Raw genomic sequence first — 25,784 nt, 5'->3', positions numbered from 1 at the left:
CTCTAGAATGAGAGCAAGAACCATGCATAAGGGATGGATCGGTTATGACGTGTTTGCGGAGCCACTGGAACGGATCGGATTCGGCGGGAGCGTCAGGAGGGTTTGCACCAGCGCCGGCAACACTTCCGGGGACGGGGCGATGCAATCGGGCTGCTCGCCCGGTCGATCGACGTAGCCCCAGGCACACCAGACCGTCGCCGCCCCGAAGGCGCGGCCCATTTTGATATCCGCTGCAGAGTCGCCGATCATCACTGCCCGCCCTTTGTCTGAAAGAAAGCCGCAGCAGAGGGCGGCCTCTTTCAAGACCCGCGGGTCCGGTTTAATCACCGGACAGGTATCTCCGCCGATGACGTCGGCGAAGAACTTTCCAATCCCAAGAAGGTCGAGCAGACGGCGCGAGATCCGCTCCGGTTTATTCGTCACAACCACCAACGGACCGATCAAGGACAAGCGTTTGACCGCGTCGGAAATTCCCGGATAGAGTTTCGTTTCACAGACCACATTCTCGAGATAATCGGCTTCGTATCGACGGCGGACTTCTTCCATCCGCGCCCCCTCGTCCGCTTGAAGATAGTCGTCGAAGCAAGCCCGATAAAGTTGTTCCATCCCCTTGTTGACCCAAGGAAGGACCGCTTCATCGGTGCGGCGCGGCAATCCCAACCCCTCGCGGACCCGATGGGCCGCCGAGATCATGTCGCGCCGGCTGTCTTCGAGCGTTCCGTCGAGATCAAGACAAATCATGCAGCTCATTTCGCCCCCGAGGCCCTGCGCGACAACTGCTCGACGCTCCCGCTCGCATCGCCATGCTCGGTCACCTTTCGCTCCCCGCTCAACGAACCTTTATAAGCGGAGAAGGGGCGGCCGTTGTGGCTGATCACCTCGTGGGCCAGCCCGCCCGGGATGAAAAGAATGTCTCCTGCTTCGACCGTGACCGGAAGGTCATCAAAATGAAACGTGATCACCCCCGACACCGCCGCGCGGATCTCCGGCTCATCGTGCGCATGCCGGCTTCGCTCGAACCAGGGGGCGACGGTCTGAAGATCATAGACTGTATAGCCGAACCGCTTCATCTCCTCGGCGACCGATTCCGCCGTCGGCTCTTCCTTTCGCCCCCATTTGATCACCTTGACCCCATTGGGAAAGGTCGCCATCTTCGCTTGTTTTGACATCTGCCTGCCTCCTCCAAACCCCGAACCGGAGTTCCCTTGCGGTGATCATTTCCCTTTGCCTATCGGGCATCAAAATAGCCTTCTTTTATGCCGGAGTCAATAGGGAAACAGGGAGAGAAAACGGCGACGAAGGAAAGCGTCCCGACTCATCCAGCCGGATGAATCGGTTCCCCCTCTTTTGAAGAATTGTTTTTTCTTTCCCTCTTCCGTACGATGGTTGAATGAAGCTCACCCTCTTTTCGAAAAGGAGCAGCGCATGAAGGCAACGGAATTATTAAAGACCGACCACCGCAATCTGATCGAGCTGATTCACCAAGCCAAGCGGGTCGGAAAAAGGAATGCGCTCCTGCTGAATCGGATTTACGACAATTACAAAGTGCACACCGAAAGCGAGCAGCAGCTCTTTTATCCGGCGATGAAAAAAATCGGACATGAAGAGATTGGGAAAAATATTGAGGAGCATCGAGAGATGGATCAGCTCCTGGATGAGATGATGGCCATTCGGCTGGTAAAGGGAAAAGATGTTTTTATGGAAGACCTGGCCGTCTTCGAGCAAAAAATCCAGGCGCACATCCGGGATGAGGAGGAAAATCTCTTTCCGGCCGCCGAGGATAGGCTGAGAGACAAACTCGACGATCTGGGCGACCGGATTGCGGATCTCAAGATCGATTTGAGAACCGGCGGATACGGCATGGCGGCGTGACCCTGCCAAGGAACCCTACGCCACCCCCTGTCTCTGAAACCATTCGAGCATCCGCTTCCACCCGTCCTGCGCCGCTTCCTTCCGATAGCTGGGACGGTAGTCGGCGTGAAAAGCATGTGGGGCGTCGGGGTAGACGACGATCTCCGACCCGCCCCCGGCGGCTTTTAGCGCCTGGCGCATCCGCTCGACCGTTTCGATCGGAATGCCGGTGTCGGCGCCGCCGTAAAGTCCGAGAACCGGCGCTTTCAATTTCGCCGCCGCGTCGATCGGATGTTGCGGCTGCAGATCGCTTGCCTGCCCCACCAGGCGCCCGTACCAGGCGACCCCCGCCTTCAGCTGCGGACTGTGCGCCGCGTAGAGCCAGACGATCCGCCCGCCCCAGCAGAACCCGGTGATCCCCAGCCGTTTGAGATCCCCTTTGCCCGACTTTCCCGCCCAATCAGCCGCGGCGTCGAGATCGGCCATCACCTGCGCATCCGGGACCCTGGAGACCACCTTGAAAATCTCCTGCGTGTCGGCCATCTTCGACACATCCCCCTGCCGGGCATAGAGCTCAGGGGCGACGGCGAGATATCCGAGTTTGGCCAGACGGCGGCAAATGTCTTTGATATGTTCGTGGACCCCGAAGATCTCCTGGACCACCAGGACAACCGGGAAGGCCCCCCCCTTTTCCGGCATCGCCCGATACGCCGGCATCTCTCCACCCTTGGCCGGGATCTTCACTTCACCCGCGGTCAGGCCGCCCGCGTCGGTTGTGAGGAGTTCGCCGAACGCCGGCCGCACCGCCAGGGCGAACCCGGCGGCCAGCGCCGTCACCACAAACTCCCGCCGAGTAAATGGCTTCTTTGACAGGAACGTCTCTAAAGGTTCTTCCATGCCGTTTCTCCTCCGCTGATCGCAGTCGAATTCTACTCAGATTGCAAATCGATACAGTCTACTTGCTCCGGCCATCGATTTTCAACCCCATTCTCCCCGTCGAGGGCTGCCGTCCTCCCTCCGCAATGAGTCACCCCGCATTTTTAATCCTCTGGTATACTTTCGTAGGATTATTTTAACGCCTTTAAATAAATAATGACCAACGAACAATAACGGCCAACAAGGAGGCTCAAATGCAGTCACGTTTCTACCGCTGGATGCTCGTCCTACTCTTCTTCTCTCCTCTTGTGCTACAGAACTGCGGCGGAGGGGGAAGCTCCGGAGGAAATCCGGCCGGCGCGACGGTGTCGGGAACGGCGGCGACCGGCGCCGCCGTCGCGAGCGCCACGATCACGATCAAAGACGCCGCGGGCGCCTCCGCGACGGCCACCACCGGCGCCGACGGGAAATATACAATCGACGTCGACGGGATGACCGCCCCCTTCCTTGTGAAGGTCGATCTCCCCGGCGGAACCGCGCTTTATAGTGTGGGAGGCGCAGCCGGCGTCATCAACATTCATCCCTTGACCGACATGATCATTCAAGCTTGGTATCAGGTCCAGGGCCAAACCGTCGATGCCGGATTCAATGACCCGGTCGGAAACCCTGCTCCCACGGCCGCCATCCTTCAGACGATTGCCGACGTGGTGGAAGAGATCGTCCATCAATGGCTCATCGCAAATGGGCTCGATCCGGCAGAATTCGACCTGATCACAACCCCCTTTGACGCCGACAGCACCGGTTTCGACCTCCTGCTCGATATGACAACCATTGCAGACGACGGCACGGTGACGATCACCGACGGAACGGTCACACAGACAACCACGGTGACGTTCGACACCTCCGACGGAAGCGCAACAATCAGCACGACAACAACAGACGGAACCACAACCAGCAGCAGTGTCACCACCACGGTGATTCCGGCGACCTCCGCACAACAAGCGGCCCTCGCAGGGGTGCAAAGCGCCCTCACTCAGCTTGCGAACACAGTCAACAGCAAAGGGGACACGCTTGCCGCTTCCGACCTGGCCGATCTGTTTGATCCCGGCTACCTTGAAGATGGGGATGACGCAGAAATCGGCGCGGCGGAATTCGCAACCGATTTTCGTGGGATTACGATGAACGCCTTCTCCGTCGATCGAATCTATTCGTATGACGACACCAATAAGGTGGTCTCTATCGCCGGGGTGGTCTCGTTTACGGAAGACGGGGTCACAGTCGAAGAAAGCATAGAGGATGAAGGGGGATCAGGATTGACCTTCCGGCGTCAATCCGATGGATCCTGGCTCTTATACGGCAATCAGCGGATTGTCCGGGTGGACGCCGACATCCGGATCGAAAACCGGATGGATGACACCTGTGGCGATTGTACCAATCCGGTGAAGGTCCTCCATCTCCAGGAAGAGGGACCGGTCGGCGATATCAGTGGGGTCACGGTGAGCGGAAGCGACGGCTCTTCTTACACCCTCACGGAAAACGTGCTTACAAGCACCGATACCCTGGAGCCGACGCCGGGGAACGAGATCGACATTATCCGGGAGCGGTTCGATCTCTGTCCGCCGAGTTGCGATTCGCTTGATGCCTTTCCGCCTGCTGGGACGGTTTATACCTTCACGGTGACACCGTCCGATGCGAGCGGGGACCGCACCTACACCGATATGGTCCGAGCAAACACAACGGAGACGATCGCGATCACCAACCTGACCGATCACTCGCTCGCCTCCGTCAAGGGTCAGACCGTCACCGTTGAGTGGACATTGCCGACGACCTTCGCGATCGCGAACGTCGATCTCAGGGCATTTGTCGTGGCGGGTGGAAGCGGCTGCGATATCGAAAGCGACACCCGGCTCTCGATCACGGCGACTTCCGGGACAATCACCATTCCGACCCACTGCGGGGAAGGAGAGATCGTCTCGCTGGAAGATCCCGAAGGACCGGTTCCTGCCTCGATCAGCGTCGAGGTAACCGGTGTGAACGGCCAGGTGACAAACGTCTGGTTCCCCTTCCGCTAATCATCGAAGGAACAAAGGCCCCGCGCAGACTTCCGCGCGGGGCCTTTTATTTTATACGTCAGGCTCCAAAAAGAAAACCCGCCTGTAAAAAAGTGTGTCGTGATCCACTTTTTCGTGATCCGGATCTCCTTTGATTGACACCTCTCTCTCGAAATCTGTATATTCGTTGAGATGCGGAGAGAGGGATGAAAAGACTCGTTCACTGGACAGCGCTCTTTTTTGGAATCTTTCTTCTTGCCGGGTGCGACGGGAGAGGAAACAACAACGGCCTGGAGATCGACACCCTCGCGGCGGAGCCTTCGGTGGTCCGGCCGGGGGAGAGCGCCGTGTTGACCGTCTCGGTGGACGGCGAGGAGGGCGGCTTGACCTATCGGTGGCGGGCGGCGGCGGGGACGTTGAGCACAAGGGACACCAATCCGGTCACCTGGACCGCGCCATCCACCGTCGGAAGCGTGCCGATTCAGGTGGAGGTGTCGAGCGAAGAGGGGATGCAAGCGACCGGCTTTGCGACGATGCTGGTTTCGGTCAGCCCGACCGGCCCGATCATCACCAGCGTCAACCCCTCGGAAGCGAAGGCCGGGAGCGAAATCCGGATCACCGGCGCGGGGTTCGGGACAGGCGAGGGGGGAAGCCTGACCGTCGGCGGCGTGACGGCAAGCGGCATTCTCAGCTGGAATGAAACGGAGATCCGGGCGCTGATCCCGGAGGGGGCATCAACCGGATCGGTCAAGGTGGTGATCGGCGGGGTGGAGAGCAGCCCCGGCACGTTGGTCGTTCTGTGGGAGAAGGAGAATCCGGAGAACGTTCCCCTTTCGACCGCGGCGAACGAGCAGCTTTTTCCGCAACTGGTTTCGGACGGCGCGGCCGGGGCGATCGTCGTCTGGGCCGATCTTCGCAATGGGCTGAATACCGACGTCTACACCCAGCGGGTGAACGGCAGCGGAGCGGTGCTCTGGGCCGCCGACGGCGTGCCGGTCGCCGCCGCGGCCAACAACCAATCGGTTCCCCAACTGGTTTCCGACGGCGCGGGGGGCGCGATCATCACCTGGGAAGACAACCGGACCGGGACGTCTGATATTTATGCGCAGCGGGTGAACCGCGACGGGATCGCTCAGTGGGCGGAGAACGGTGTTCCGGTGACTGGCGCGGCGAATGCCCAGCTCTCCCCCCAGGTCATTCCCGACGGATCGGGCGGCGCAATCCTCGTTTGGCTCGATTTCCGCAATGGGGGAACACCCGACCTCTTCGTTCAGCGGATCAACGGGGAAGGGGTGGCGCAATGGGGGGCCGACGGGGTCCCCGTCTCGCTCGCGGCCGACGCGCAACAATCTCCGCATTTGATTTCGGACGGCGCCGGCGGCGCGATCATTGTCTGGCAGGACCACCGGAACGTCACGCACTCCGACATCTACGCGCAACGGATCAGCGGCGAGGGAGAGGCGCTCTGGACCGCCGACGGAACCGCGATCTCCACCGCCGCCAATAATCAGCAATTTCCTCAACTCATTTCAGACGATACCGGCGGAGCAACGGTCGTTTGGCAGGACGGGCGCAGCGGAACCGATAAAATCTTCGCCCAACGGGTAGACGGCGGCGGCGCGGCGCTCTGGACCGCCAACGGCGCGCCGATCGCCACGACCGCCAACGCCCAATCGGTCCCCCAAATGATTTCGGACGGCTCGGGCGGGGCGCTGATCACCTGGCAGGATGGGACCGATATTTTCGCCCAGCGGGTGAACGGCGCCGGCGCGCTGCAGTGGGCGGCCGAGGGGGCTGCGATTTCCACCGCGGCGAATACCCAATCTTTCCCCCGGATCGTCCCGGACGGCGCCGGCGGCGCCATCGTCACCTGGACCGATCGCCGCAGCGGAACGAACGATCTCTATGCTCAGCGGGTCAACAGCGGCGGGACCGTTCAGTGGACCGCCAACGGCGTCGCCGTTTCCAGCGCCGCCGGCGATCAATCTTCCGGCACGGCCACCTCCCCTCCCCAAATCCTCCCGGACGGGTTCGGCGGCGCGATCATGGCCTGGCAGGATCACCGGAGCGGCCAGTGGGACATCTACGCCCAAGGCATCAGCGCCGGCGGTCGATTGTAGGGGCCGGTTTCAAACCCGCCCGATATCCATCCCTATCCCTTGTGCAGTTTGTGGATCGTGATATGGTTCTGGTCGGGGTCTTCGATCACCGACATCCGGCAGACCGGGGTTTCGTAATTATCCAGAATAAACTTCACCGATTTTTCTTTGAGACCTTTCGTAAAGGCCTCGAAATCGCTCACCTCGAATCCGACGCTCGCCCCCTTGGCGCCCGGGGTGCGGCCGATGTTCATGCTGGTGATCGCAAAGGTGTTCCCTCCCAGATCGTACTCGATCCACTGCTCCCCGAAGGTGTAACTGACTTTCAGGCCGAGCACCTCTTCATAAAATTTTCTGGAACGCGCCATATCGGTGACGGGGTACATGGTGAATGCGATCGATTGGATCATGTTCGGTTTTCCTCCTTTTTTGTTTTTCAGGAACGTGACGGTATTCGTCGGGGCGTTGCCCCGTTGGTCGACGACGCCGAGGTTCACAATTCGATCGCGCTGATCGATTCGACGATTCGGGTCGGACGGTAGGGATACCGGTCGACATCTTCGCGCCGCGTGACCCCCGTTAAGACGAGAATCGTCTCCAGCCCGCTCTCGATTCCGGCGACCACATCGGTGTCCATCCGGTCTCCCACCATCACGGCGTTCTCCGAATGTTCCCCGATCTGGTGAAGCGCGGTCCGCATCATCAGCGGATTCGGCTTTCCGACGAAGTAGGCTTGATGTCCGGTCGCCTTCTCGATCAGCGCGACCAGCGCCCCGGTGGCGGGGACGATCCCGGCCTCGGCCGGTCCGGTCACATCGGGGTTCGTTGCGATCAATCGGGCCCCGTTATGAACCAGCCGGACCGCCTGCGTAATCCGCGGGTGGTCGTAAAAGTCGGTATCTCCCACCACGACATAGTCGGGCTGTAAATCGGTCACCACATACCCCACATCGTGGAGCGCCTCCATCAACCCCGATTCGCCGATGACGAAGGCGGTCCCCTTCGGCCTCTGGCTGTTGAGAAAACGGGCCGTCGCCAACGCGGAGGTGTAGATATGATCGGCCCCGACCTGAAGGCCGATTTTCTTCAGCCGGTGCGACAGGTCCTTCGGCGTGCGGAGCGAGTTGTTGGTGAAGACCAAGAATTTCCGTCCTTCCGATTTCAGCCGCTCGATGAAGACATCGGCCCCGGGAATCAGGTTCGGCCCCCGAACGAGCACCCCGTCCATGTCGATCAGAAAGCTTTTCAATAACTTATGCGCCGGCGGATTCATGCGATCGGGCTCCTTCCTTCGATGAGGATCTCTCGTTCAGGGTGGATTATATCGAATCGGGTGGAAGGAAATAAATAGAAATATCGGTGTAGGGGCGGGTTTCAAACCCGCCCTTAGAGGCATCGGAGGCAAAAAGGTTGGGATAGCCCCATCCGGAATGCAGAGAATCAGTAAAGCCTGCAAAACATTTCTTGGGAGCAGTGCAAAAACTTTCCACTTTAAGGTCGTGGGAAGCCCCGCGTCCCCTTTCCGGCAGAGACTCCTACCGGCATTGTTCTTGCTAACCTTACAATCCGACATTCGATTCAATCCGGAAATTAGGTTTGCTCATCATCCCATACTTAAGGAGACCGAAATGAGAGAAGAAGATCTTTATTGCGAAGACCTCGACGAAAACCGCCGGTTCAACCGCTACCACCGTCTGGCAAAAAATGAAAGCAGCGAGTCGGACACCTATGTGGAGCGGATCGAGCGAGAGGATGACGACAGACCCTCCCGTCGCTCGTCCAACTATTTCGACGCCATCTGGGAAGGAAGAACCCGGTAAGAGCAATCGTGCGGATTGAAGCTCCCGGCCGCTTGCAGCGGGGAGCTTCAATTAGATCCAACTTAAGTAGAAACGACTGAACAACCTTACAATTCGCCCACTTGACAGTAATCTCCTTTCGACGGACAATGATCAGGGCGTGTAGGACCTCCCCATGCTGCGCGAGACGCGGCGGGAAGAGGGACCGCCCCGCTCGGGTTGGTGGTTGAACCGGGCGCGTGAACTCCATCTTGGACAACGAAAGGAGACTTGAATGGTATTGATCAAGCGAAGCGGTTTGGCGGCGGCTTTCATGCTCTTCATCATCGCACTTCTGGTCCCCGGGGCCTGGGCCGACGAAAAGAAAGTCTTCCCTGCTCTGGAAGCCCCGGCAGGCTCGCCGGGCGCCGAACACAACGCGGAAGGGATTGAACATTACAATCAGGGACATTGGGATGTGGCGGAGAAACATTTTAGAGCGGCGGTGAAAGCAGACGACAAGCTCGCCCAGGCCCGTTACAACTTGGCCTTAGCGCTCGACCAGATGGGAAAGCACAAAGAGGCCACGGAGCAATTCGATCATGCGGCGCATCTCGCCCCGAAGGATCCGGCCATCGCCGAATCCCCGATCCTCAAAGGCCACCTGAAAGGGATGAAAAAGCATTAATCTATCAATTTTGTAAGGGCGGGTTTGCCCCCCCTACATTGTAAAATAAAATGCCCCGACCGGAGCGATCCGATCGGGGCATTTTTCGTGCGAAGAAATTTCCGTTAGGAAACGAGTCTCACGTTGGTGGCTTGTGGGCCTTTCTGGCCTTGGGTCACTTCGAATTCGACTTCATTTCCCTCTTCGAGGGATTTGTAGCCGTCTCCGGCGATGGCGGAAAAATGGACGAACACATCCGCTTCTCCATCATTACGCGTGATAAATCCGTAACCCTTGCTGCCATTAAACCACTTCACTTTGCCATTAACCATGTTTGTGCTTCTCCTTGTTATATTTTGTCTTACCAACCCACTGCCATCAACGTGTCCGAAAAATAAAAAAGCCGCGATCCCTTGAGAGGGCTGCGGCTTTCGATTACTTTACTGCACCATCCACAATGAGTTGTCTGAACTATACACCGATCCACAGACAAAGTCAATAAAGTTTTTGGGCCCTCCGTTCGCTCTACCTCGGGCGGGATATCGCAGAAGGCAACGGTCTGGAACGGGACCCCTTCCTTACCGATCCGAGTTAATCCTTTTGGACAGTAGAAAACGATCTCTCCAACGATTATTCTAAATGAAGAGGTCCATATGCAACGCGAAAACAACCGATTACAAAAGGAATGGATATGCCGTTTGAAGGATTGGGGTTACACCCCCATTTAGTCAAAGCGATTCGGGATCTGGGATACACCCGCCCGACGCCGATCCAGGCCGAAGCGATCCCGGCCGCGTTGAGCGGGAAAGATCTCATCGGCGGGGCGCAGACAGGCACAGGGAAAACCGCCGCCTTTCTCCTGCCGGTCTTGCAACGAATGATCCTCTCTCCTTCAAAAGGGAGGACGCGGGCTCTGGCGCTCACCCCGACCCGGGAGCTGGCCGTGCAGGTCGCCGATCATCTTTCCGAATTGGCCAAACAGACCCCGATTCGATCGATCGCCATTTACGGCGGCGTCCCGATGGGGCCGCAGACCAAAGCGCTCCGCTCCGGGGTCGACATGGTGATCGCCACCCCCGGGCGTCTGCTCGATCATCTTCGCCGCGGCAGCGCCAAGCTCGATCAGCTGGAAGTATTGATCCTGGACGAGGCCGACCGGATGCTCGATATGGGGTTTTTGCCCGATATCCGGACGATCGTCAAGTCGATCCCCAAACAAAGGCAGACGATGCTCTTCTCGGCCACGCTGCCGCATGAGATCGTGAAGCTGTCGCAAGAGATGATGCGCGATCCGGTCAAGATCAAATTGGGGGGGGATGAAAAAACGCCGGTCGGCATCCGCCACGCCGCCTATCCGGTTCCGCAGCATCTGAAAACCCAGCTCCTCCTGACCCTTCTCCGCGATGCGGCGATGTCGTCGGTGCTCGTCTTCACCCGGACGAAACATGGCGCAGACCGCCTGGCGCAGGTCCTCGAACGGGAGGGATTTAAAACCGGCCGGCTCCACGCCAACCGGACGCAGTCGCAGCGGCTCGCTTCCCTCAATGCTTTTCGATCGGGACAGTTGCAGGTCTTGGTGGCGACCGACATCGCCGCCAGAGGGATCGATGTCGAGAAAATCTCGCATGTGATCAACTTCGATCTTCCCAGTACGTCAGAAGCCTACATCCACCGGGTCGGCCGAACGGCCCGGGCCGAAGCGGTCGGAGACGCCTTCACCCTTGTGTCGCAAGAGGAGGAAAGAGCGCTCCGCGCGATTGAAAGAAACCTCGGACCGGCCCTTCCCAGGGTTAAGCTTCCCGACTTTAACTACCGCGCCCTTCCCGGGGCGAGAAGCCATTCCCCGGCCGCGGTCGACCACACGAAACGGCCGGACCGCGCCAAACGGCCCGGAGAAAAGGGCCGCGAAGAAAAAAAGTGGAAACCGCAGGGCAAACGTCCCTTCTGGGAACGCCCCTCCCGGTTTGGGAACAAAAAGCGTGCGATCGGCGGAAAGAGAAAGAAGAGATAATGAAGAGATAATAAAGAGGTAGGGGCAGGTTTTAAACCTGCCCCTACCGTGCTGGAAGGGCCTGATACCAGCCATTCGCCTGCGCGAGTCTCACCGGGGTGTCGAAGAGCTCGGTCATCCGCTCGCCGGTGAGCAGCTCCCCTTTCTTTCCGTCGGCGATCACCTTCCCCTCTTTGAGGAGAATGACCCGCTCCACCTCAGGGGGGATCTCGTGGAGGTGATGCGTCACGAGGAGAATCGTTTTTCCCCGCCGGATCAGATCCCGGACCAGGTCGAGATATTGAAAGCAGGCGCGCAGGTCGAGGCCGCTCGTCGGCTCGTCCAAAACGAGGGTTCCCGGGTCGTGCACGAGGGCTCTCCCGAGCAGAAAACGCCGCTGCTCGCCGGCCGACATCTCCGCGAACCGCCGCTCCTGCAAGGCCGCAATCCCAAGCCGTTCCATCACCTCTTCCCCCCGCTTCCGCTGCGCGTCGTTGAACGCCTGATGGCCGTAGAGGCCGATGCTCGAATAAAATCCGGAAAGGATCACCTCCCCGCCCCGAACGGAAAGCATATAATCGCGCTGCAAGTCGTGGGAGACGATGCCGAGCTGCGCGCGGACTTCCCAGAGATTCCACTGCTCCCGTCCGAAGAGCCGGACGCTCCCCTTGTGAGAAGCCGCCCGGATTTCGCCGGAGAGGAGTTTAAGGAGGGTCGACTTTCCCGCCCCGTTCGGGCCGAGGATGGCCGTTTGACAGCCGGCTGCAATCTGAAGCGAGAGATCGGAGAAGACCTGGTTTGCGCCCTGATAAATATCGGCGTTTTTGATTTCGATGATGTTCAAAGCGTGTCGCTCCTTTTTCGTGAGAATAAGAGATTAGAAATCTGCTGTCAAATACATCGGGAAAGGAAATCGTTTTCTATTTCGAGGCCGGATTCCGAATGAACCGATTCTCTTTCCCTTGTATTTTAAGACGGGGAAAGAATGTTACGGGTTATCGGCTAGGATACCCGACGTCACAGATTCACGTTGACAGATAAAAATCTCCCTGGTATCCTGGCCGCACGATGAACATTTTAAACGCAACGCCATACCGACTCGTGAGCGGCCTCCCGCAATACACCCTCTTACAGGGAGCGAGTCGCCTATCCGCGTCTTCCTAATCCATATCCGCGATCCGCAGTTTTACGCCCTCCCGGCCGCCACCCGCGCCAAGAACGGCAATATCCGCGTGATGGGATTTCCCCCCATCGGCATTATGTCGCTCTCCGCCGTGCTCAAGGAAGCCGGCCACGAGTGCGTCATGTTCGATCAGGCCAATCCGGAAACCCCCAACGAAGTCATCATCGAGGAAATCCGCCGGCAGAGACCTCACCTTGTCGGGATGAGCTTTCTCAGCACCACCAGCTATCCCTACGCAAAGATCATGGCGCGCCAGATCCGCGCCGTCGACTCGACCGTCCGCCTCGCCTTCGGCGGCGTCTTCGCCTCCCTCAACGCGGGACTGGTGAAGATGCAATGTCCCGAGGTCGACTTCGTCTGCCGGGGCGACGGCGAGCAGCTGATTCTCGACCTGATGTCAAACCTGGACAATCCCGAAGGGGTGTTGGGGTTGACCTGGGCGAAAGAGGGACGGGTGATCAACAATCCGAACCGGGAGACCGAGCGCCATCTCGATCAATGGCCTTTCCCCGACCGCGAGAGCCTGCCGCTCGATTTTATCGAGTCGATGCCGCTCGACGTGCCGGCGGTCCTCTCGATGGAACGCTTCACGACGATGCAGACCTCGCGCGGCTGTCCCTGGCCGTGCGTCTTCTGCGACATTCCGATCTTCAACGACGGCAAGTGGCGCTTCCGCAGCGCCGAGCATGTGGTGAAAGAGTTCAAGTACCTTCAGGAGCTCGGCTACGGGGCGGTCTACTTCGTCGACGATCATTTTCTGCTGAAAGCGAAGCGGATCGAGGCGATCTGCCAGGGCCTCATCGACGAGAAGATCACCATCGAGTGGGGGGTGGAGGGGCGGGTCGATTCGGTCTGCCAGCATCTCTTCCCCATCATGGCCAAGGCCCACTGCCGGACGATCATGTTCGGGATCGAGAGCGGCAGCCAGAAGATCCTCGACCGTCTGAAGAAAGAACAAACGCTCGAAGAGGTCGAATCGGCGGTAACGACCGCCAAGAAGGCCGGGATCGAGATCGTGCACGGCTTCTTCGTCGTCGGCAGCCCGGGCGAGACGGTGGAAGATATGCGGGCGACGTTTGATTTTGCGTCGCGGCTTCGGTTGGACACCTTCGGCTTCAACCGCCTCTGCGTCTATCGGGGGACACCGTTGTGGAAGGAATATGTCGAGCGCGGGCTGGTCAACGACGCCGCCGATTGGTATAAATACTTCAAATGCTCCGAGATCGATCCGACCTGTCTGCCCGGCCCGGTGATCAACGACGAGCGAAACGCCGGCCTCCGGCGGCTCTTCGTCTACAAGTTGACCCATTACCCGATCCAGATCCTCACCCTGCTCCGCCGCTTCTTGCGCTTTATGCCGCTGCGCGATGTCCTCTATCTGATCGTCAAGCCGTTCCTCGGAAAAAAGAAAGGCCAGACCAAAGCCGAAGTGATGTCGCGCGCGGTGGAACACGGCGCGCTGAAAGACGCGGCGGCGCAGCTTACGATGGTCGACGACGATGTCCTGGAGCGGGTGATTGAGGAATCGAAGGCCGAGCGCCTCCGGATTCAACAAGAAGCCGAACGCGCCGCGCCCGCCCCCCGCGCCTGATCCCTTCTCTTCGCCTGCTTCCACAATCCATTTCAGAGCATCGCCCCCTTTAAAAATCGATTTTCAATGATATACTCACCTCCATAGAAGATAAATCATTTTTACCCTGGAGGAATTTTATGCGGCGTATTTTTTTGGCTTTCTCTTTCATCTCTCTTGGCTTGATCATCGGATGCGGCGGGGGCGGCGGTTCATCGAGCGGCGGGGGCGGAAACCCTTCGGCCAAAATCGAGACCACCCTGGGGGAGATCGTGATCGAGCTCTTCGAGGACGAAGCGCCGATCGCGGTCGCCAATTTTATCGGCCTCGCCGAGGGAACCAAAGCGTGGACCGATCCGAATACGTCACAGCAGGTCACCCGGCCGTTTTATGATGGGCTGATTTTCCACCGGGTGATTTCCGGTTTTATGATTCAGGGGGGAGATCCGCTCGGGAACGGCACCGGGGGGCCCGGCTACACGTTTGAAGACGAGTTTTCTTCCGGGCTGGAATTCGACCGGGTCGGGCGGGTCGGCATGGCCAATTCGGGTCCGGACACCAACGGAAGCCAGTTTTTTATTTTAGACGGCGCGCCGCAGTCCCATCTCAATAATGTCCATACGATCTTCGGTCAGGTGACCTCCGGTCAAGAGGTCGTGAATGCGATCGCCAATGTCCCGACGGGTGCGAGCGACAGGCCGACCACCTCGGTGGTGATGACGAAGGTAACGATCCTTCGGCCTTAAGAGGCTATTTGAATGGGGCTTGGGGCGAAGCCCCATTCCAATGCTTTTCCTTTTCTAACCGCTACTCGGGCAACTCTTCAATCAGGCGTTGGAACTCTTCCGAATTTTTCAGCAACGCCCCCCCCTTTTCAATCAACCTGTCGACAACGGACGGCTTCAGGGAAAAATTGGTCGGAAGGCTTAAGAACCATTCGCGCTCTTTCGGATCGTCGATGCTCTCAAAACTGATCTCGACGATGTAAAAATCCATCCCCTTCAATGCCGGGAGGCGGGGCGCCAGGGGACAGCTCTCCGCGAGAAGCCCTTGGCAGTCTTCAATCGCCCGCTGCGCCTGCTCCCGCGCTTCTTTCACATCTTTCATCAGCTCGATCGTTTCAAACGAGTAGTTGTCCATCGAAATCGTTGCCGTCTTCACCGCCACGTCCAGTAGATGGGGAGCGTCTTCTTTTTGATCGATCTCCTGGGGCGGACTCGTTTTCGCGTTGACGACGATCACCACAAATTTCTCGATCTTCTCTTGATTCATCATCTGACGGATTCCCCCGTCCCGGACCGAATCGATCACATGCCGCAGCCCGATGTTGTCGGCCAACCCCCCGTCGAGCAGATGGGTGTAGGGATGCTCGTCTTTGTCTTCATACGTCTTCAAAATCTTGGCCCGCATGAAACGGCGGCGATTGAGCTCATAATCCTCCATGGCGTTTTCCACCCAGGGGGGGGTCCGATAGTTCGTCGGCGCCGGGTGGTTGTTCAGGGTGATCGGGCTGAGGAGAAAAGGAAACGCCGAGGAGGCGGCCACCGCCCGCGCCACGGGGTAGGAGGAGAGATCCGAGCCTAAAAAGTCGAACTGGTCCTGTGTGAACTCGAACCGGTCCCCCAGCGACATGTTGGTGGCGTTGATCACGACGAAGGGACGGCGGTTGCGGGCGAGCAGATCGCCGAAGGTTTTCTCTTCGAAGACGGTCCGGTGGTAGTGTTCGGCGGCCAGGTCGATCCGGTCGAAATGGAAAGAGGCGAGGCGGAACCAATTGGTCGGCCGCCGCAGCAGGCCGGTCAATTCCCCTTCGATGTCCCGCTTCAGGAACTTCCGCTCGAAATCGGTGAAGATCTTGTCTCCGAAGAGGGCGTAATACCCTCCGGTGAAAGAACCGCCCGAGATGGTCGAGATCAGATCGATCTCCTCGACCAGGCGCTTCGTCTTCCCCTGCCAGGTGATCTCGGTTTCCGATAATGCCTTCATCACGCCGTAAGAGAGCGCCGCCGCCCGGGTCCCTCCCCCGGAAAAGGCGACCGCGACGAAGAGGGCGTCGCTGTTGCCGTCGTCGGTCAGATTTTTGAAGCGGTAGCCCGCGTCGGGCTGATACTCGGCGAGCCGGTCGTTCACCAGGTGGTGGGCGCAGCCGGTTTGGAAAAAGAGGAACAAACCGAAGAAAGCAACGATCCGGACGATCTCTTTATGCTCTCTCAAAGGTGACCTCCATCGGTTTGATCGGCGAGGTTTTCTTCAGCTTGATCTTCTTCGTCTTCGGCGTGAAATCTTCCTCCCCGTCCAACGAAACGGTGTAGGTCCCCGCCGACAGCTCGATCAGCTCGCCGGTCTTCCCTTGATTGACTTCATCGATCAACACCTCCCGCTCTTCATCGAATTTCACAATGAGGAATTCCATCGGATGCCGCGCCTCCCCGGCCGCTGTGGTATGTTCAACGTAAGTAGATCAAACGGCAGGTTAAAGCGAAGCGAAAAAGAAGTCAAGGGGCATCTCATGTAGGGGCGGGGTTGAAACCCGCCCCTACACCGACCAAACCAACACCGAACAACCCGTCCCTATTCCACGACGAGTTCCATCTCCTCGAGCGCCGCCTCTCCCGCGGCCGTCTCATTGCCGTGGATGTCAACGGCGACCAGCTTCAGCGACACCTTCTCGTTCTTGCGGTCCCCCCTTCGAAGCGCACGGGTCAAATCGATCTCCACATCCATCCGTTCTTCCCCCCCTGTTCCCGTTTGCTCGGAATGAGGATGGTCCGAATGATCGTGGGCGTGATCGGCATGTTTGTGCGTATGCCCGAGCTGGGCGCATTCCCGGCATGCTTCCGTCGAATGATCGTGCCGCGTCCCCTCGCCATGGCCGAGAAATCCGACCGCGCCGGCGAAGGCCGGATTGCCGGCGGTTTTCGTCCCGGCATTCGCCTCCGGCTGGTTGAGAAACGCCCGGATCTCCATCGGCCTCTTCTGCATCTGCGTGCTCTTGATCACCAGGCGGGCCGACGTCATCTGCTCCCGAATCGTCCAGGGCCATTCGATCGCGACCAGCTCCCAAATCCGGATCGGCGGGAAGATCAAACAGAAGCGGCGATACTGATAGCCGAGCGCCGCCGTCGATTCGACGTCGGCGCCGGTCTGCCACTGAAGGGTGAAGGGACGGTTGAACGGTTCGAGGGCGAAGGTCGCTTCGGAGGCCGGCAGCGCGCCCGGATGGCTCGCCTGCCACTGCGCCCAGAGCCGATCGACATTTGCATGATGCAGATAGAAGATCGGGTCGTACGACGCCGTCGGCACCGACCCCATGTCGCCGCCGGTCCGGACGTGCACCGAGCCGTGGACGCCGTTGATCTGGTTCTGGAAGGAGGTGAAGGTCGCCGCCGTCAGCGCCGTCTGGGCCGTGGCCGCCAGATCGTCATAGGCGGTGGTATCGATATCGGCCCGGCGCGCGGTCTGGCCTCCGCCCGAGCGCGGTCCGCTGTAGAGCGGGTTCGCCACCGTGGCGCCCGAGCGGTTCATATACGTCGGATGGCGGCACGGCTCCGGCACCCCGGTCGTCGGTCCCGAAGACCAATCCCAGAACGGGAGGGTGACATTGCAGCGGATCGTCCGGAGCGCCTCTTCGAAGGCGAGGATATAGGCGCGGTGCCAGGTAAAGAAGCCCGGCGCGCCGTGGCGGCAGTATGCGGTCGGCGGTCCGCCGTGAAAGCCGGCCAGCTTGGCGAAGCTGTTCGGATTGGACGCCGGCAGCGCATACATCCCGGCGAGGGCCTCCCGAAGATCGTGTAGTTCGTCGGCGCTCAGGCAGGTGATATTTTTTCGGTAACGCATCGGTTTCTCCTTGTTGGTTTGAGGTTGGCATTCCTTTGCTCAGGTGGATCTTTCCTAAAGCAATGACGGTGCCGGGGACGCGATCGACGTGGAACAGGCGAGAACCGACCGATCCCGTGAGACGAAAGGATGGAAAGGGCTGTGGAAGGGTCTTGAAAGGATACAGAGTGTATCCTCGCCGATTCAGTCGGCTCCGTCGAGAAGCGCTGTTTGGATCACGGGTCGGATGGGGTTTCGCTTTCTTCTGCGCCCTTCCGAACAGGGGGACTTCCAATGACCCGAAATTGAAGATGGTCTTCTTTTTGCTCTTAGAGAAAACAGACAGAAAGAACTTCAATAAAAACGTCTTGCCTGGAGGTTCATGATGCATTCCTTACCGATTGCTGTCCGCGTCCATCGAGAACAAGTCCAAGTCGGATCGAATCCATTCAAAGAGAAAGATGCTAGGGAGATGCAATCCCTCATGACACCATGGATCGAGCCCGGGATCATCCTTTTAAATCGGGAAGGAGAGATTCTCCATCAAAACCGAACGGCCCGAGAGATTACGGATGGGCTCGCCGGAAAAAACCGGGGAATCGTTTTTGAGCTTTATCTCACGTTCAAACAATCAGAACCCCTCCGAGAGCGGGTCTGCCGGCATCATGACGGCGCCGTTTCTCTTTTCCGTCCCGTTCTTCTGCAGCCGCGGCGGGATGAGTCCGGTTTTACGCAGCTGCTGATTCTCATCGAGCGGGTTTACCAAGACCCTGCGTCGGCGCCGTCCGAGGCGCCGATCAAACTCACCCCGCGGGAAAAGCGCGTGGTTCAGCTTTTATCGCAGGGGATGACGAATAAAGAGGTGGCCAACGGCATGCACATCGGGGAATATACGGTGAAGCACCACGTCAAGCAGATCATGAGGAAATTTCAGGTCACCACCCGGGCCGCCATTGTGGCGAAGAGTTTTTCGCATCGGCGTTATCTGGAATTGGAAAACGAGGTGACGCCGGCGAGGGCCGTCTGAAGGTCTGCATCTGATTTTTGATTCGACGGCGGCGGGAGGGGGTGCCCCCGCGGAGATGGAAGGGCGTTGGAACGTTCAATCCGGCTTGCGCCTGATTTGATTTCGGGTCTCATCCAGAAAAACGCTAAATACCTGCGTCAGCTTATGCATTCCCTCGCTCCCTCCTGCGATCAAGCCGCCGGTGAGGAGGGTGTCCAAAGAACGAAAGAGAAATATTTGTCCGGTGTAAAGCAACGGCGCGTCGGGAAGCGCCCTCAGATCGACCAGCGTCTCGAAACCCCGCACGCCGGCCCCGCTGACCAGAACCCCGACAAACAGCGCGGACCAGAGGGCGATCTTTCTGGTTCCCGATTTAAATCTTCCTCTTTCCTGGTTGAACCCGCTCAGCTGCGTTATTTCCTTGTCCAGCTCGACGAGGAGCCCGCTCGTATCGCCGGGGCTTTGCATGAACTCCGTCCGTTTTTCCAACTTCAACGCATCCTCGCTCGTTGTTTTGGTCGCCACCGTTTCCACCTGGTTCCCTCTTTTTCGGATCTGTTCTTTTAGCTCCGCGATTCTTCGCTCGCAGTGCCGAACCTTTCCGGAAAACTCCTCCTCTCCGGGACGTCTCCAGGTGGTGATAAACACCTCCAAAGCTCGCTCCAGAAAGAGAGAGACGAGCAGGAGGAACGTGAAGAGCTGCGTGATCTCGGACAGACCAAATTTTTTAAAGGTGAACAGGTTCGGAGAAAGGGAAGCGGGCAGGAGGACCGCTCCGAAACCGACGATGATCAGAAGATTGAGCAGGGTCTTTTTCTTCATCTCGATCGCTCTCCAAGAGGGGCGCCCGGTGAGACTGGAAATTCGGGCAAATGAGGCTCGGGAATGTACGGAGGTATATCACAGGAAAGAAGATAAAAGCAATCATTGAATGCGCCCAATATGATGAAAGGCGGGTTTCAGCCGCGGCGATCCGTGGCATCCGAAACCGGTTCAGAGGGGATGGGAGGCTCCACCTGTTTTTGATTGGATGGCGGGATGCGAGGAGGTGACGAATTCAGCTTTAAACTCTTTTATCCCGCCGTTCGTGATACAATGGCCTCACCCCTATTGCAAGCAGAACGGGACACTTGCAGCGGGCCACATTTTAACCGAAGGCATCCGATGACACAGGAAGAGAAAATCGCAACGATGACCAAAGCCATCACTCAAGCCATCTATGTGATGGAGCATGCCTTTGAATCAAGCCCGCAAACCGTCGAGAAAGCGCTCCAGGGTCTGAAGAAAAGCATCGCCGACCAGCCGGTCAAAGCGGTCTGATTCTGCCCGCCTGCAAGATTGGAGTTCGTATCGCGTGAAGGGAATCCCTTCATTCTATTCCGACTTCAATCTTGCTTTTCCTTCTGAAATCCTTTTTAAATCTTAAGAGAATCCCCGTCCGGCGGAGCGACGAAGTTGAAGGGGACAACGGATCAAGATGTAAAGCGTATGTTCGCTTGTCTTCTAATGCTGGAAAGAAAATCTAGGAGGCGGTCAGCTTGCCGCTTCGGCAAGGAAGAAAGAGGGTAAAGGTCGATCCTTTTCCATATTCACTTTCGACTTGGATCTCCCCCTTTAATAGATGGACAATCTCTTTGACGATCGCCAGGCCCAATCCGACGCCGCCGAACTCTCGGGTTGCGGTCGGGTCGGCCTGATGGAACAAGTCGAATATTTTAGGAAGCTCTTCCGAGCGGATGCCGATTCCGGTATCCTGGATTGAAATTTCAATTCCATCCTTCTCAGGTCGATTCCGTGTCGAAATCGTCACCCCCCCCTCATTCGTAAACTTGATCGCATTGGAGAAAAGATTCACGAAAACCTGTCGGACCTTATTGGCGTCACATTCAATCATCGGAAGCGCTTTTTCCAGGTTCCAGTGAACCCGAAGCGATTTCTTATCGACGAAGAGTTTCATTCCAACATACACATCGTGTATTAAGGAAGAGATATCGACCGGGGCCAGATCGAGCGGCATCTTTCCCGATTCGATCTTGGAGAAATCAAGCACATCGTTCACCAGCCTTAAAAGATCGTCTGCATTTCGCTTGGCCCTCTCCAGCGGTTCTCTGATGTCTTCTCCAACGGGGCCGTAGACCTGATCCAATAGAAGAGAGGTATAGCCGAGAATGGCATTGAGCGGCGTTCTGAGCTCGTGAGAGACGTTGGAGAGAAACTGGGACTTCACGCGGCTCGCCTCCTCCGCCTCCGACGTCTTTCGCTTGAGCTTCTCCTCCGTTCGCCGTCGGATCGTAATTTCGCGCGTCAGCGCCTGGATCTGCCGGTTCAGCAGGATGAATTGGGTTGAGCCCGACTCCTTCGGCCGCAGCCGGAGTAGAATCTTCGCGGCCTTCCCTTTCGTTCCGGGCGCGACGGCGGCGCCTTCCGCGCGGCAGTCGATCTTCTTCGGTGGAAAGCCAAAGGAGAGTGTACCGATCATCATCTGACCGCTGCGCGAGCAGACCTGAAGATAGGTCTTGATCTTTTCCGGAGGAGAGGCGGCGACGTCGAAGAGAAGCTTCCCCGTCAGCGCTTCGGAAGAGGTACCTAAAAGATCCCCCAGGGCGCGGTTGGCGGCAAGGATCTTTCCTGTTCCCGACACGAGCAGCATTCCTTCTGGAAGGGCCTTGGCAAGCGCCAAGAATGCTTTGGGGGTCACTCGGAACGGTCTCCCTGAAAATACTCCCTTCCCTTGCATACATCGGCCGCAGGCGTTCTTTTGAGATGAACGACCACCCGGCAGCCGGGATCTCCCAAGGCAATCATCTTCTGAAGCTCGACCTTGGCATAGCCGAGGTTTTCCGCCGCAATCGATCCGAAGACATTCGAGGTCATCATACACATGGCCGGCCGGTCAATGACCTTTTCTCCAAAAGGGCACGCCCGGTTTCCCAATACGATCTTCTCCTCGTCCTGCTCGATGATATAAAAATCCCCTTTGATCCGCCGCTTCAGATCGACCAGCACGTCGGCCACCTGCTCCTGTGTGAGCTGAGAGACGCCGAGCGCTTTTTTATACTCCTGGTCGATTGCAAGTCCCATGTTCTGGCCGACCAAACTAACGAAGCCCGAGGCCTCCTCGATGCCGATGATCTCTTGCAAGGTCCCGGACAACTCTCTGACCAGGGTCCGCAAGAAGATGTCGCGCTCCAGCGGGATATCAAGGTCGGCAGATAAAGGAGAAACTCCCTTTTCTCTCTCCATGATGCTTTCCTTTCATTATAAATAGTAAATGGGATGGTCTCTTTAGGGATCGTACGACCACGATATGGACCTGTTCTTCGTCCTCTTTAAACCCATCTTAGGACGTCGTCGGGCCAGAGACGCAGGGATTGGGATGCTCACAACGGGAGGAATGAGCGCGATACGACCTTTGATAGTATAGGAATATTGGAGCCGGATTACAAGAGACCGATCCTTCAGAAATAACACGGGGGTGGTCCGTCCCGCGCACGTCTTCCGGTTCTTTAGAAGAAAGGCGCTTCGCTCTCTGAGAGCGAAGCGCCTTTCTTTACTTCAAATCAGTTCAGTCTCTGTTTTCATTTGGATTGTTCGGAACGGTTGTTGAGCGCGCCGGGAGCGGAAAAGTCTGCCGACCGGCGCTCCACTCTTTCGCCCGTCCGACTCCCCTCTTTATTTGCCTGCCTACGCCCTTGCCTCTCCACCCCCTCCATGTTCGCCGCCGCCCTCTGCTCCTCCAGCTCCGCCCGCCGCCGCTCCTCTATCAGGGTAGATCCGGCTGATTTCGTCTCATGATCGATCCATCCCTCCCGGTTCGCTTCCCGGTTCTCGATTCTCTGCGAATGCGCGGTCTCCGCGGAGACCGCAGAAAAGACCAGGACCAATACAAAAGGGAACAACCACATCTTATCTCCTGCCATATCGACCTCCTTTACCGCTTCTGCTCCAGGTCAGTCAAGTATAGCGGAATTGGACCCACCGGATAAAGGGGCGCTCTTTCGTTGATGGCGGTTGGGGTCGAGAGTGGTGGCTGCTGAAGGCGGGCGTTCTTTGAATTTGTGGAGATTGGATTTATTCAACGTTGCCAAGGGAAGGGTCTGATCTTTGGTTCGGAACAGCGATCACGCCGGCTTATTGCCCGACCTTACGCCTTCGCTCCTTCGGAAACCGGACGTAATTGGGATCGAGAAAATCGAGGAGGTCGATGAGGACGTTTTGAATGGCGATTAAACGCGGGCGGGCTTCTTCCAAACTCGCCGAACATCCCCGCACGTCTTCTCTTAAGGCGTTCAAGAGCGGCTCTTTTTCACTTAGGTTCTGATCGAGAAAGGCGGAGTAGCCGATGCATTCGGGTCCTCTTGGGGTCTCGATGATCATTCGCTCGCCGATGGCGCGCTGTTCTCCGGCGAACACACGAAAGAGCGAACCGAACCGGTCGGTCTGCCAGAGCCGGTAGGTGTTATCCTGCAACCGCGCCAGTTTGGTGGTCTCCTCCTCCGTGCCGAGATCGATGTGCTGAATATCGCGGCGGATGATCTCCGTCCAGGCGAAGTACTGGGCGATCAGGTAAACGGTGTTGTTCAGAACGTACGATCGCTCCCGCTCCGTCCGGTTTTCGGCATACAGTCCGATAAATCCCTGCGCCAGGATGTTATACAAGCGGCTTTGCAGATCGTGGGCGGCCCGTGCGAGCGGCTCCCGGTAACGGGAGACGGTCTTCTCACGCTCCAGCCGCCGGGCTTCCGCAAGTTGAAGATTCTGTAAATCGGCGGCCAGCCGCGCGGAGGTGAACTGACCCCACATGGCGAATCCGGCCGACACCAGCGCAATCCCGCCGGAGATCAGCGCCACTACGAGTTCTGTGTTCATTTGGGTTCCTCCCGCTTGGGGCGTTTGCACATCGGCGAACATAATCGGATGGAATTATACCGGAGTCAGGAAAAGAGATAAATAGAAGAATGGCGGCCGCTTCCCGCTTCAAGAGAGCAACGGCTTTCTGGTGACTGGGATTGAGCGATCGCGTTGGAAGAAAGAGGTCAGCCGCGACAAATAAAAGACCGGCTGCCCGCATTGGATCGTTCGGACAGTCGGTCTCATTGATCGGACTTTCAGCCGTGCTTAATTCGCCGTTAAGACACCGATATGGCTGAGCACGATGAACTGATCGCCGCCGATGTACTGCAGCGCGATCGCCTCGAACTGCTCTCCGCTGATAAATCCCGCCGTCCCTGCGGTGGTCTCGTCCCCGAGAATAGAGGTATAAATCTGCCCGCCAAAGTGTGCGGCGACCAGCTTGGCACCGTTGGCCGACATCGCCGCCGAGAGCCAGAATCGATTCGACTCCCGCGCCGTCCAGGTCGCCCCCGCGTCGGTGGAAACATAAATCTGCCCGTTCGCCACGACAGCGATCAGTCGAATCCCATCGGCCGACGAGGCGACCGCCTGCCAAGCCCGATTCGTATCCCGCGCCGTCCAGTTCACCCCCGCGTCGGCCGAGATATAAATTTGTCCGTTTGCCACTGCGGCCGCCAGTTGGGTTCCATCGGCCGAAGAAGCGACCGACCACCAATTCCGGTTCGACTCCCGCGCCGTCCAGCTCACTCCAGAATCGATGGAGGTGTAGATCTGCCCGCCGTTTACCACGGCAACCAGCTGGGTGCCGTCGGCCGAAGAGGCGGCGGCGATCCAATTCCGACTCGAATCACGCGCCGTCCAGTTCACCCCCGCGTCGGTCGAAGTGTAAATCTGACTGCCGAATGGCGCGGCAACAAGCCGGGCCCCGTCGGCCGAGGAGGCGACGGAGATCCAATTTCGGTTCGACTCGCGCGCCGTCCAATTGGCCCCCGCGTCGGTGGAAGTGTAAATCTGCCCCCCGTCTACGACGGCGACCAATTGGGTCCCATCGGCCGAGGAGGCGACCCCTCGCCAGTTTCGATTCGATTCGCGGGCCGTCCAGTTCGCGCCCGAATCGGTCGAGGTGTAAATCTGCCCCCCGTTCACGACGGCGACCAGCCGGGTCCCGTCGGCCGAGGAGGCCATCGCAATCCAGTTTCGACCCAAGTCACGTGCCGCCCAAGGGGGACCCGACGGGTCAAACATCTTTTTTGTGATGACCGATTGCCCGGCATTTTGGGCGATCCGCCACCCTCCCGCGCCGATCCCGGAGACCTGAACGATGTCCCCCTCGGCAAGAGAGGCGGAGGGCGGGAGGGTGATGACGACTTCTGAAGCGCTGTTGGTCAGATAGCCTCCGTTCGGAGCAGCCTGCGTGGCGCTGGAAACGGTGGCCCAGGTGACGCCGGGCCCCGGCGCCCCATCAAGACCATCCTGACCATCGGCCCCATCCGTCCCATCAAGACCATCTTGACCGTCGGACCCATCCGCTCCATCAAGACCATTCTGACCGTTGGTCCCCGCCGCTCCATCAAGACCATCCTGACCGTCGGATCCCGCCGGGCCTGTCTGACCGATCTGACCCTCGGGTCCTGCCGGACCCAGCGCCCCGTCGGAGCCGTCCTCCCCGCAAGAAATGAGCGTAAGACTTAAAACAATCCCAATAAACATCAATCCAATTGTCTTCATCGTTTTCATCTTCGGCTCCATTCGGTGGAACTGTTTTTTATCGGCTTCAGCCAGGCGGTTTAAGGAAGGTTTTTCAGTTTTGATCTATCGGGGTTAGTATACCAAACATATATGTTTCAGGAGAAAATCACGAGGAAGAATATCTCCGCGAAAATCATTTCGTGGAGAATCTGCATGATAGCTATTACAGAGAACCAGGGAAAACGGCTGCATTCAACGGCGTGGCGACCTGCGGGGATGGAGATGAGTCGATCGCCCTTCCCACAATATTCCCATCGGCCACCTGTTTCATTTCAGAAGGTTCAATAGGTTCAT

Annotated in this window: 26 protein-coding genes; 10 read left to right on the top strand and 16 right to left on the bottom strand. The window is 58.1% G+C overall.

Annotated features, from left to right (window positions below; genetic code table 11):
* Window positions 1–42: 42 nt before the first annotated feature.
* Window positions 43–750 (bottom strand): HAD-IA family hydrolase, encoded by a 708-nt coding sequence (locus MCM46_18225; GenBank protein ID MCG3113745.1) that lies wholly within the window; start codon window positions 748–750, stop codon window positions 43–45.
* The gene (locus MCM46_18220) at window positions 747–1,169 is read right to left on the bottom strand and encodes a cupin domain-containing protein (GenBank protein ID MCG3113744.1); all 423 of its coding nucleotides are present in this window, start codon (window positions 1,167–1,169) and stop codon (window positions 747–749) included. The genes MCM46_18225 and MCM46_18220 overlap by 4 nt, the downstream gene beginning before the upstream one ends.
* Before the next feature lie 256 nt (window positions 1,170–1,425).
* Between MCM46_18220 and MCM46_18215 the strand changes: the two genes are divergently transcribed.
* Window positions 1,426–1,872: a hemerythrin domain-containing protein gene (locus tag MCM46_18215; protein MCG3113743.1), complete on the top strand. Its 447-nt coding sequence runs from the start codon at window positions 1,426–1,428 to the stop codon at window positions 1,870–1,872.
* A gap of 15 nt (window positions 1,873–1,887) precedes the next feature.
* On the opposite strand, the gene MCM46_18210 is transcribed toward MCM46_18215, so the two are convergent.
* Entirely contained in the window at window positions 1,888–2,748 is an 861-nt protein-coding gene (locus MCM46_18210; protein MCG3113742.1) for a dienelactone hydrolase family protein, read from the bottom strand.
* Between the two features lie 233 nt (window positions 2,749–2,981).
* On the opposite strand from MCM46_18210, the gene MCM46_18205 reads away from it, so the two are divergent.
* Together MCM46_18205 and MCM46_18200 are read left to right on the top strand one after the other, a co-directional pair.
* Window positions 2,982–4,799, top strand: coding sequence for a hypothetical protein (locus tag MCM46_18205; protein MCG3113741.1), 1,818 nt, complete (start codon window positions 2,982–2,984; stop codon window positions 4,797–4,799).
* 185 nt (window positions 4,800–4,984) lie between these two features.
* Window positions 4,985–6,898: an IPT/TIG domain-containing protein gene (locus MCM46_18200; GenBank protein MCG3113740.1), complete on the top strand. Its 1,914-nt coding sequence runs from the start codon at window positions 4,985–4,987 to the stop codon at window positions 6,896–6,898.
* Between the two features lie 32 nt (window positions 6,899–6,930).
* Here MCM46_18200 and MCM46_18195 read toward each other — a convergent pair whose 3' ends face one another.
* Window positions 6,931–7,374 (bottom strand): VOC family protein, encoded by a 444-nt coding sequence (locus tag MCM46_18195; GenBank protein ID MCG3113739.1) that lies wholly within the window; start codon window positions 7,372–7,374, stop codon window positions 6,931–6,933.
* Window positions 7,371–8,150: an HAD-IIA family hydrolase gene (locus MCM46_18190; protein MCG3113738.1), complete on the bottom strand. Its 780-nt coding sequence runs from the start codon at window positions 8,148–8,150 to the stop codon at window positions 7,371–7,373. Before MCM46_18190 ends, MCM46_18195 begins: the two co-directional genes overlap by 4 nt.
* Before the next feature lie 355 nt (window positions 8,151–8,505).
* Between MCM46_18190 and MCM46_18185 the strand changes: the two genes are divergently transcribed.
* Window positions 8,506–8,697: a hypothetical protein gene (locus tag MCM46_18185; GenBank protein ID MCG3113737.1), complete on the top strand. Its 192-nt coding sequence runs from the start codon at window positions 8,506–8,508 to the stop codon at window positions 8,695–8,697.
* Window positions 8,698–8,950: 253 nt separating this feature from the next.
* Window positions 8,951–9,343, top strand: a complete 393-nt coding sequence (locus MCM46_18180) for a tetratricopeptide repeat protein (GenBank protein ID MCG3113736.1) — start codon at window positions 8,951–8,953, stop codon at window positions 9,341–9,343.
* Window positions 9,344–9,447: 104 nt separating this feature from the next.
* Here MCM46_18180 and MCM46_18175 read toward each other — a convergent pair whose 3' ends face one another.
* Window positions 9,448–9,654: a cold-shock protein gene (locus tag MCM46_18175; protein MCG3113735.1), complete on the bottom strand. Its 207-nt coding sequence runs from the start codon at window positions 9,652–9,654 to the stop codon at window positions 9,448–9,450.
* A gap of 359 nt (window positions 9,655–10,013) precedes the next feature.
* Between MCM46_18175 and MCM46_18170 the strand changes: the two genes are divergently transcribed.
* Complete coding sequence (locus MCM46_18170) at window positions 10,014–11,333, top strand: DEAD/DEAH box helicase (protein ID MCG3113734.1); 1,320 nt, start codon at window positions 10,014–10,016, stop codon at window positions 11,331–11,333.
* A gap of 43 nt (window positions 11,334–11,376) precedes the next feature.
* Here MCM46_18170 and MCM46_18165 read toward each other — a convergent pair whose 3' ends face one another.
* Complete coding sequence (locus MCM46_18165) at window positions 11,377–12,156, bottom strand: ATP-binding cassette domain-containing protein (GenBank protein ID MCG3113733.1); 780 nt, start codon at window positions 12,154–12,156, stop codon at window positions 11,377–11,379.
* 391 nt (window positions 12,157–12,547) lie between these two features.
* Here MCM46_18165 and MCM46_18160 point away from each other — a divergent pair, with 391 nt between their 5' ends.
* Window positions 12,548–14,086: a B12-binding domain-containing radical SAM protein gene (locus tag MCM46_18160; protein ID MCG3113732.1), complete on the top strand. Its 1,539-nt coding sequence runs from the start codon at window positions 12,548–12,550 to the stop codon at window positions 14,084–14,086.
* 119 nt (window positions 14,087–14,205) lie between these two features.
* Window positions 14,206–14,811 (top strand): peptidylprolyl isomerase, encoded by a 606-nt coding sequence (locus MCM46_18155; GenBank protein ID MCG3113731.1) that lies wholly within the window; start codon window positions 14,206–14,208, stop codon window positions 14,809–14,811.
* A 61-nt stretch (window positions 14,812–14,872) separates the two neighbouring features.
* Here the strand turns inward: MCM46_18155 and MCM46_18150 are convergent, their stop codons facing one another.
* The 3 genes from MCM46_18150 to MCM46_18140 all read right to left on the bottom strand — a co-directional run bounded on the left by MCM46_18150 (window position 14,873) and on the right by MCM46_18140 (window position 17,902).
* Window positions 14,873–16,279 (bottom strand): patatin-like phospholipase family protein, encoded by a 1,407-nt coding sequence (locus MCM46_18150; GenBank protein MCG3113730.1) that lies wholly within the window; start codon window positions 16,277–16,279, stop codon window positions 14,873–14,875.
* Window positions 16,266–16,478, bottom strand: a complete 213-nt coding sequence (locus tag MCM46_18145) for a hypothetical protein (protein ID MCG3113729.1) — start codon at window positions 16,476–16,478, stop codon at window positions 16,266–16,268. The genes MCM46_18150 and MCM46_18145 overlap by 14 nt, the downstream gene beginning before the upstream one ends.
* Window positions 16,479–16,636: 158 nt before the next feature.
* Entirely contained in the window at window positions 16,637–17,902 is a 1,266-nt protein-coding gene (locus tag MCM46_18140) for a tyrosinase family protein (GenBank protein ID MCG3113728.1), read from the bottom strand.
* Between the two features lie 463 nt (window positions 17,903–18,365).
* Here MCM46_18140 and MCM46_18135 point away from each other — a divergent pair, with 463 nt between their 5' ends.
* Entirely contained in the window at window positions 18,366–18,908 is a 543-nt protein-coding gene (locus MCM46_18135; protein ID MCG3113727.1) for a helix-turn-helix transcriptional regulator, read from the top strand.
* Between the two features lie 75 nt (window positions 18,909–18,983).
* Here MCM46_18135 and MCM46_18130 read toward each other — a convergent pair whose 3' ends face one another.
* The gene (locus MCM46_18130; GenBank protein MCG3113726.1) at window positions 18,984–19,709 is read right to left on the bottom strand and encodes a hypothetical protein; all 726 of its coding nucleotides are present in this window, start codon (window positions 19,707–19,709) and stop codon (window positions 18,984–18,986) included.
* A 342-nt stretch (window positions 19,710–20,051) separates the two neighbouring features.
* Here MCM46_18130 and MCM46_18125 point away from each other — a divergent pair, with 342 nt between their 5' ends.
* Complete coding sequence (locus tag MCM46_18125; protein MCG3113725.1) at window positions 20,052–20,207, top strand: hypothetical protein; 156 nt, start codon at window positions 20,052–20,054, stop codon at window positions 20,205–20,207.
* Between the two features lie 202 nt (window positions 20,208–20,409).
* Here MCM46_18125 and MCM46_18120 read toward each other — a convergent pair whose 3' ends face one another.
* The 5 genes from MCM46_18120 to MCM46_18100 form a co-directional block, all read right to left on the bottom strand.
* A complete protein-coding gene (locus MCM46_18120; GenBank protein MCG3113724.1) occupies window positions 20,410–21,585 on the bottom strand; it encodes a PAS domain-containing sensor histidine kinase in 1,176 nt (391 codons plus the stop codon).
* A complete protein-coding gene (locus tag MCM46_18115; GenBank protein MCG3113723.1) occupies window positions 21,582–22,130 on the bottom strand; it encodes a methanogen output domain 1-containing protein in 549 nt (182 codons plus the stop codon). Before MCM46_18115 ends, MCM46_18120 begins: the two co-directional genes overlap by 4 nt.
* Before the next feature lie 335 nt (window positions 22,131–22,465).
* Entirely contained in the window at window positions 22,466–22,807 is a 342-nt protein-coding gene (locus MCM46_18110) for a hypothetical protein (GenBank protein MCG3113722.1), read from the bottom strand.
* A 211-nt stretch (window positions 22,808–23,018) separates the two neighbouring features.
* Window positions 23,019–23,756: a hypothetical protein gene (locus tag MCM46_18105; protein ID MCG3113721.1), complete on the bottom strand. Its 738-nt coding sequence runs from the start codon at window positions 23,754–23,756 to the stop codon at window positions 23,019–23,021.
* 249 nt (window positions 23,757–24,005) lie between these two features.
* A complete protein-coding gene (locus MCM46_18100; protein ID MCG3113720.1) occupies window positions 24,006–25,478 on the bottom strand; it encodes a hypothetical protein in 1,473 nt (490 codons plus the stop codon).
* Window positions 25,479–25,784 lie beyond the last annotated feature (306 nt).

This window comes from Candidatus Manganitrophus morganii (genome assembly GCA_021651055.1).
Taxonomy (GTDB): Bacteria; Nitrospirota; Nitrospiria; order SBBL01; family Manganitrophaceae; genus Manganitrophus; species Manganitrophus morganii.
Note: the sequence above shows the minus strand (reverse complement) of the source record. Positions and strands in the feature narration are given on the sequence as shown.

Bases quoted from the DNA above. Each gene is read 5' to 3' on its own strand.
- MCM46_18115 (MCG3113723.1), bottom strand. From the start codon at position 22,130: ATGGAGAGAGAAAAGGGAGTTTCTCCTTTATCTGCCGACCTTGATATC.
- MCM46_18175 (MCG3113735.1), bottom strand. From the start codon at position 9,654: ATGGTTAATGGCAAAGTGAAGTGGTTTAATGGCAGCAAGGGTTACGGA.
- MCM46_18180 (MCG3113736.1), top strand. From the start codon at position 8,951: ATGGTATTGATCAAGCGAAGCGGTTTGGCGGCGGCTTTCATGCTCTTC.
- MCM46_18110 (MCG3113722.1), bottom strand. From the start codon at position 22,807: ATGGCAGGAGATAAGATGTGGTTGTTCCCTTTTGTATTGGTCCTGGTC.
- MCM46_18170 (MCG3113734.1), top strand. From the start codon at position 10,014: ATGCCGTTTGAAGGATTGGGGTTACACCCCCATTTAGTCAAAGCGATT.
- MCM46_18140 (MCG3113728.1), bottom strand. From the start codon at position 17,902: ATGCGTTACCGAAAAAATATCACCTGCCTGAGCGCCGACGAACTACAC.
- MCM46_18135 (MCG3113727.1), top strand. From the start codon at position 18,366: ATGACACCATGGATCGAGCCCGGGATCATCCTTTTAAATCGGGAAGGA.
- MCM46_18105 (MCG3113721.1), bottom strand. From the start codon at position 23,756: ATGAACACAGAACTCGTAGTGGCGCTGATCTCCGGCGGGATTGCGCTG.
- MCM46_18210 (MCG3113742.1), bottom strand. From the start codon at position 2,748: ATGGAAGAACCTTTAGAGACGTTCCTGTCAAAGAAGCCATTTACTCGG.
- MCM46_18155 (MCG3113731.1), top strand. From the start codon at position 14,206: ATGCGGCGTATTTTTTTGGCTTTCTCTTTCATCTCTCTTGGCTTGATC.
- MCM46_18145 (MCG3113729.1), bottom strand. From the start codon at position 16,478: ATGGAATTCCTCATTGTGAAATTCGATGAAGAGCGGGAGGTGTTGATC.
- MCM46_18225 (MCG3113745.1), bottom strand. From the start codon at position 750: ATGAGCTGCATGATTTGTCTTGATCTCGACGGAACGCTCGAAGACAGC.
- MCM46_18205 (MCG3113741.1), top strand. From the start codon at position 2,982: ATGCAGTCACGTTTCTACCGCTGGATGCTCGTCCTACTCTTCTTCTCT.
- MCM46_18185 (MCG3113737.1), top strand. From the start codon at position 8,506: ATGAGAGAAGAAGATCTTTATTGCGAAGACCTCGACGAAAACCGCCGG.
- MCM46_18100 (MCG3113720.1), bottom strand. From the start codon at position 25,478: ATGAAAACGATGAAGACAATTGGATTGATGTTTATTGGGATTGTTTTA.
- MCM46_18130 (MCG3113726.1), bottom strand. From the start codon at position 19,709: ATGAAGAAAAAGACCCTGCTCAATCTTCTGATCATCGTCGGTTTCGGA.
- MCM46_18190 (MCG3113738.1), bottom strand. From the start codon at position 8,150: ATGAATCCGCCGGCGCATAAGTTATTGAAAAGCTTTCTGATCGACATG.
- MCM46_18215 (MCG3113743.1), top strand. From the start codon at position 1,426: ATGAAGGCAACGGAATTATTAAAGACCGACCACCGCAATCTGATCGAG.
- MCM46_18125 (MCG3113725.1), top strand. From the start codon at position 20,052: ATGACACAGGAAGAGAAAATCGCAACGATGACCAAAGCCATCACTCAA.
- MCM46_18160 (MCG3113732.1), top strand. From the start codon at position 12,548: ATGGGATTTCCCCCCATCGGCATTATGTCGCTCTCCGCCGTGCTCAAG.
- MCM46_18200 (MCG3113740.1), top strand. From the start codon at position 4,985: ATGAAAAGACTCGTTCACTGGACAGCGCTCTTTTTTGGAATCTTTCTT.
- MCM46_18220 (MCG3113744.1), bottom strand. From the start codon at position 1,169: ATGTCAAAACAAGCGAAGATGGCGACCTTTCCCAATGGGGTCAAGGTG.